Source organism: Sphingomonas sp., assembly GCF_035317925.1.
Lineage (GTDB): Bacteria > Pseudomonadota > Alphaproteobacteria > Sphingomonadales > Sphingomonadaceae > Sphingomonas_I.
In genome coordinates, this window is the sequence record NZ_DATHFV010000078.1 from 1 (window position 1) to 4,111 (window position 4,111).

Below are 4,111 nucleotides of genomic sequence, written 5' to 3' on the forward strand. Positions count from 1 at the left end.
CGACCAGCGAACCAAGCGCTTCGGCTTCGGTTTCAATGACTTCTCGCCCATAAGCGACAAGGTCGGCTCGGTCATTGCGGGAGAGCTGGCGCGAAAATTCGGCAACGCCCATGTTCTTCCCTTTGTGTTTTTGCATTGGCCGCCTTCTAGCGGGCCGTTCGAACCAATGCGAGTTAGAAGTTTTCGAACGTGAAACGATTTCTGGGAAACTTCCCGTCGGCGGCAAGGTTGCGCGCGGAAAAAATAATTTGTTTCCGGGCACCTGACTGTGTCCGCGGCGCTACACAAAGGTTCACTTTGACTAGATCATCCGTTGCAAAGTCGCGATCAAATCCGCCTCGTGTGCAGGCTTGTCGCGGCGAATGCGGGAAATGCGCGGGAAACGCATCGCCAGGCCCGATTTATGTCGTTTGGAGGCATGGACGGAATCGAACGCGACCTCCAGCACCAGGCTCTTCTCGACCTCGCGCACCGGGCCGAACCGTTCGATCGTGCGCGTGCGGACGAAATGGTCGAGCCATTTCAATTCCTCGTCGGTGAACCCTGAATAGGCCTTGCCGACCGGCAGCAGTTCGCCGCCTTCCTCGGGCGGCGCGGTCCAGCAGCCGAATGTGTAATCCGAATAATAGCTTGATCGTTTGCCGTGGCCGCGCTGGGCATACATCATCACGCAATCGGCGGTCAGCGGATCGCGCTTCCATTTGTACCACAGCCCGATGCGCCGACCGGCAATATAGGCGGAATCGCGCCGCTTGAGCATCACGCCCTCGATCGCGGCGTCGCGCGCACCGGCGCGTATCTCGCCGAGCGCATCGAAATCGGCGGCCTCGATCAGCGCCGACAGGTCGAAGCGCGTGGAATCCAGCTTGCGGACGAAGCTTTCCAGCCGAGCCCGGCGCGCCGTCCAGTTTAGACCGCGCACATCCTCCCCGCCGTCGAACAGGATGTCGTAGAGGCGGACGAAGGCAGGATAATCCGCCTGCATCTTGGCCGACACGTTCTTGCGGCCGAGCCTTTGCTGCAACGCGTTGAAGCTGGCGGCGCCTTCATGCTCGATCCCGCCGCCTTGCGTCTCGCCGCGCACCAGCAACTCGCCATCGAGCACGCCCGCCGACGCGAACGCCGCCGCGACATCGGGGAAGCTGCCCGTGATATCGTCGCCCGCCCGGCTGTAGAGCCGCGTCTGCCCGCCGACATGGACGAGCTGGACCCGGATTCCGTCCCATTTCCATTCGGCCGCATATTCGGCGAGGTCGACGCGCAGATCCTCGAGCGGATGCGCGAGCATGAACGGACGAAAGACGGGCACGTCCGCCGGCGTCGGCTGCGCGCCGGTGCCTTCGCCCCACGCGAACAAGGGCAGATAAGGCGGGCGCAGGCCGTGCCAGACCTCTTCGACCTGATCGACGTCGAGATCGAACGCTTGCGCGAACCCGGTCTTGGCTAGCCGCGCCGAGATGCCGACGCGCAACGCCCCGGTCGCGAGCTTGAGCAAGGCGAAACGGCCCGAGGCGTCGAGCTGGTCGAGCATCTCGGCCAGAGCGCGCGGCGCTTCGCTCCGGCCGAGCGTCATCAGCCGCTCGATCACCGCCGACAGCCGCAGCGTGCCGCTATCCACCTCGGGCGGCATGCCTCCGGGCTTGGGCCACAGCAAAGCCGCGGTCTCGGCGAGATCGCCGACGAAATCGCGGCTCATCGCGAACAGCACCGGATCGACGCGCTCGTCGACCAACGCCGTGATCGCCGACGCCTTGACCCCAGGCAGATCGAGCCCGCCGGTCAGCGCCGCCATCGCCCAGCCGCGATCGGGATCGGGGGTTTCGCGCAGATAGTCCGCGATCAGCTTCAGCTTGGCGTTGCGCGAGCGGGTGTAGACGAGACCGTCGAGGAGCTGGGAAAAGTCGCGCATGATCGTCCGTCTCTAGAACGACAAAGGGCGGCACATCGTGCCGCCCTGCCCCTTTTTCGAAGGGTTCGGTACCGTCAGGTCACTGCCTTGCCGGCCATCAGGGCCAGGACGAGGAAGATCACGAACAACGCGATCATGATATAGAACAGGATCTTGGCGATTTCGACGAACGCGCCGCCGATCCCACCAAAACCAAGCGCGCCGAGGATAAGCCCGACCACCAGGAAGATGATTGCCAATCTGAGCATGAAAGTACCCCTTTCGGCTGCTCAACGACTTTCCCGATCTGCTGTTCCCGCGACCTTGATCGGTTCAGGTGGATGCCTGAACCGTGAATCAAGGTCTTACCTGATAGGTTCAGGCCTTCCGGCTTGCCTCGAACAGGAACCAGGCGCGCTCTTCGGCCTCGTCCGTCCAGGTATCGACGATCCCGCTGGTGGCATTGTCCTTGGCCTCGTCGGCCAGCTCCTTCACCTTGCGGAAGCTTTCGACCAGCTTGAGATTGTCGTCGCGCAGCTCGCTCAGCATGTCTGCGGCGCTGACGAACGGCTTGTCATTGTCCTTGATCGTCTGGTGGCGCGCGATGTCGCCGACCGAGCGCAAGGTGGTGTTGCCGGTCTTGCGCACGCGCTCGGCGATGGCATCCGTGATCGCGTAAATCTGCGCCGCCTGATCGTCCATCAGCAGGTGATAGTCGCGGAAGTGCGGGCCGGAGACGTGCCAGTGGAAGTTCTTCGTCTTGAAATAGAGCGCGAAACAATCCGCCAGCGATGCGTTCAAGGCGTCCGCGACGCTGGAAAGCTCGTTCGACGGCAGGTCGGTGGGGGTGGCGAGCTTGGGCGCGGGGGTGTCGGCCATGACAATCTCCAATCAAACAACGAGGAACAGGGTCGGAAACCCTAAACACCGAATCATGGATTCGGCTTCCTCAATAATCTTGATCAGAATGATCGGCGAGAGCGCTCAGGCCGCGAAACGGACCCCGATCGTCGCCAGCAGCAAGGGGCCGGCCTCCGAATTTTCGGGTCCACAGCCCGCCGCGAGCGACAAGGCGTCGAGCCAGGTCTTGAGCGGGACATTCCGGCCCTGCAGCGTGATCGCGCTGGCGAGCCCGGCGGCCACCATCGCGGCCGGAAAGGCGCCTTCCTGCACGGCCTGACGCTTGAGCCAGCCCAGGCGCGCACACGCCTCCTGGGGCGCCAGTTTGGGCAGATCGCGCGCCAGCGCGCCGATCGCCTGTTCGAGGTTAGTCTGCGCCTTCTCCGGCTTCATGACTCAGTGCCCCTATGCTCTCCTGGACCGGAGACTGCCATGAAGGTACTTACCGTGTGATTAAGACAGGCGAACGACGCTGCATCGCTTGACTTTCAGGCGTGACGACGGCAAAGCGCCCACCGATCGAGCGGCGGCGACGCCGCTTTATTTTTTGGCGCGCCTTTGGTGGCGGCCTTCAGATAGCGCAGGAATTTGGGTCATGGCCAAGCCGACCACCGTCAAGATCAAGCTCGTCAGCTCGGCCGACACCGGCTTCTTCTACGTCACGAAGAAGAATCCGCGGAACCAGACCGAGAAGATGTCCTTCCGCAAGTACGATCCCGTCGTGCGCAAGCACGTCGATTTCAAGGAAGCCAAGATCAAGTAAGCCCCAAGGCGGCTTGCCGCCGTGCTCGCTTCTTGATTTAGGCGCGGCTTCGGCCGCGCTGCTTGCTCTCGAAAGGGCGGCCAGGTCAGCCTGCGCCGCCCTTTTCGCGTCAGGCCCAAATGCCCTCTCAAGCAATATGCAGCTCGGGCTTGCCGTGCGGCACGGTGATGGTGGCGCGTGTCGTTATCGGCAGGCCCGGCTGGGTCACCTTTTCCAGCACGCGCAGCTTCGTCTCCCATGCGTCGGGCGTCACCTCGCACAGCGCATAGCCGCGCTGGTAATTATAGAGCTTCAGGAACGGGTTTTCGGCCATCACCTCGTCCATGCCGGGCCGCGTGTCGCCGCCGTCGCCGTCGGACGAGATCGAGGTTACGACAAACTCTACCGCCACAGCCTCACCCTTGCCATGGTCGCGGCGCAGTTCGCCCACCCAATTCTGATGCTCGTCGCCGGTCAACACGACGACGTTGCCGAGCCCCTTGAAGCTTTCCAGCACGCGCTCGCGCGGGGCATTGTAGCCCGCCCAGCTGTCGACATTGTACATCGGCTCCTTGTCGTCG

Annotated in this window: 6 protein-coding genes; 1 reads left to right on the forward strand and 5 read right to left on the reverse strand. The window is 63.0% G+C overall.

What is annotated here, in order from left to right; all coding sequences use genetic code 11:
- Nucleotides 1-301 precede the first annotated feature (301 nt).
- The 4 genes from VK533_RS05930 to VK533_RS05945 all read right to left on the reverse strand — a co-directional run bounded on the left by VK533_RS05930 (nucleotide 302) and on the right by VK533_RS05945 (nucleotide 3,181).
- On the reverse strand, nucleotides 302-1,909 hold the full coding sequence (locus VK533_RS05930; RefSeq protein ID WP_324375923.1) for a cisplatin damage response ATP-dependent DNA ligase: 1,608 nt from the start codon (nucleotides 1,907-1,909) through the stop codon (nucleotides 302-304).
- A gap of 74 nt (nucleotides 1,910-1,983) precedes the next feature.
- Nucleotides 1,984-2,157, reverse strand: coding sequence for a DUF1328 domain-containing protein (locus VK533_RS05935; protein ID WP_324375925.1), 174 nt, complete (start codon nucleotides 2,155-2,157; stop codon nucleotides 1,984-1,986).
- A 109-nt stretch (nucleotides 2,158-2,266) separates the two neighbouring features.
- Nucleotides 2,267-2,767: a DNA starvation/stationary phase protection protein gene (locus VK533_RS05940; RefSeq protein ID WP_324375927.1), complete on the reverse strand. Its 501-nt coding sequence runs from the start codon at nucleotides 2,765-2,767 to the stop codon at nucleotides 2,267-2,269.
- Nucleotides 2,768-2,872: 105 nt separating this feature from the next.
- Nucleotides 2,873-3,181 carry a hypothetical protein gene (locus VK533_RS05945; protein ID WP_324375929.1) on the reverse strand — a complete coding sequence of 103 codons (309 nt, stop codon included), beginning with the start codon at nucleotides 3,179-3,181 and terminating at the stop codon, nucleotides 2,873-2,875.
- Between the two features lie 202 nt (nucleotides 3,182-3,383).
- Between VK533_RS05945 and rpmG the strand changes: the two genes are divergently transcribed.
- On the forward strand, nucleotides 3,384-3,551 hold the full coding sequence (gene rpmG, locus VK533_RS05950; protein WP_294389749.1) for a 50S ribosomal protein L33: 168 nt from the start codon (nucleotides 3,384-3,386) through the stop codon (nucleotides 3,549-3,551).
- 127 nt (nucleotides 3,552-3,678) lie between these two features.
- Here rpmG and VK533_RS05955 read toward each other — a convergent pair.
- On the reverse strand, nucleotides 3,679-4,111 hold a 433-nt coding region (locus VK533_RS05955; RefSeq protein ID WP_324375934.1), incomplete at its 5' end, for an alkaline phosphatase D family protein.

Excerpts from the sequence above, each read along its gene's own strand:
- VK533_RS05930 (WP_324375923.1), bottom strand. The coding sequence starts at position 1,909 with ATGCGCGACTTTTCCCAGCTCCTCGACGGTCTCGTCTACACCCGCTCG.
- VK533_RS05935 (WP_324375925.1), bottom strand. The coding sequence starts at position 2,157 with ATGCTCAGATTGGCAATCATCTTCCTGGTGGTCGGGCTTATCCTCGGC.
- VK533_RS05940 (WP_324375927.1), bottom strand. The coding sequence starts at position 2,767 with ATGGCCGACACCCCCGCGCCCAAGCTCGCCACCCCCACCGACCTGCCG.
- VK533_RS05945 (WP_324375929.1), bottom strand. The coding sequence starts at position 3,181 with ATGAAGCCGGAGAAGGCGCAGACTAACCTCGAACAGGCGATCGGCGCG.
- rpmG (WP_294389749.1), top strand. The coding sequence starts at position 3,384 with ATGGCCAAGCCGACCACCGTCAAGATCAAGCTCGTCAGCTCGGCCGAC.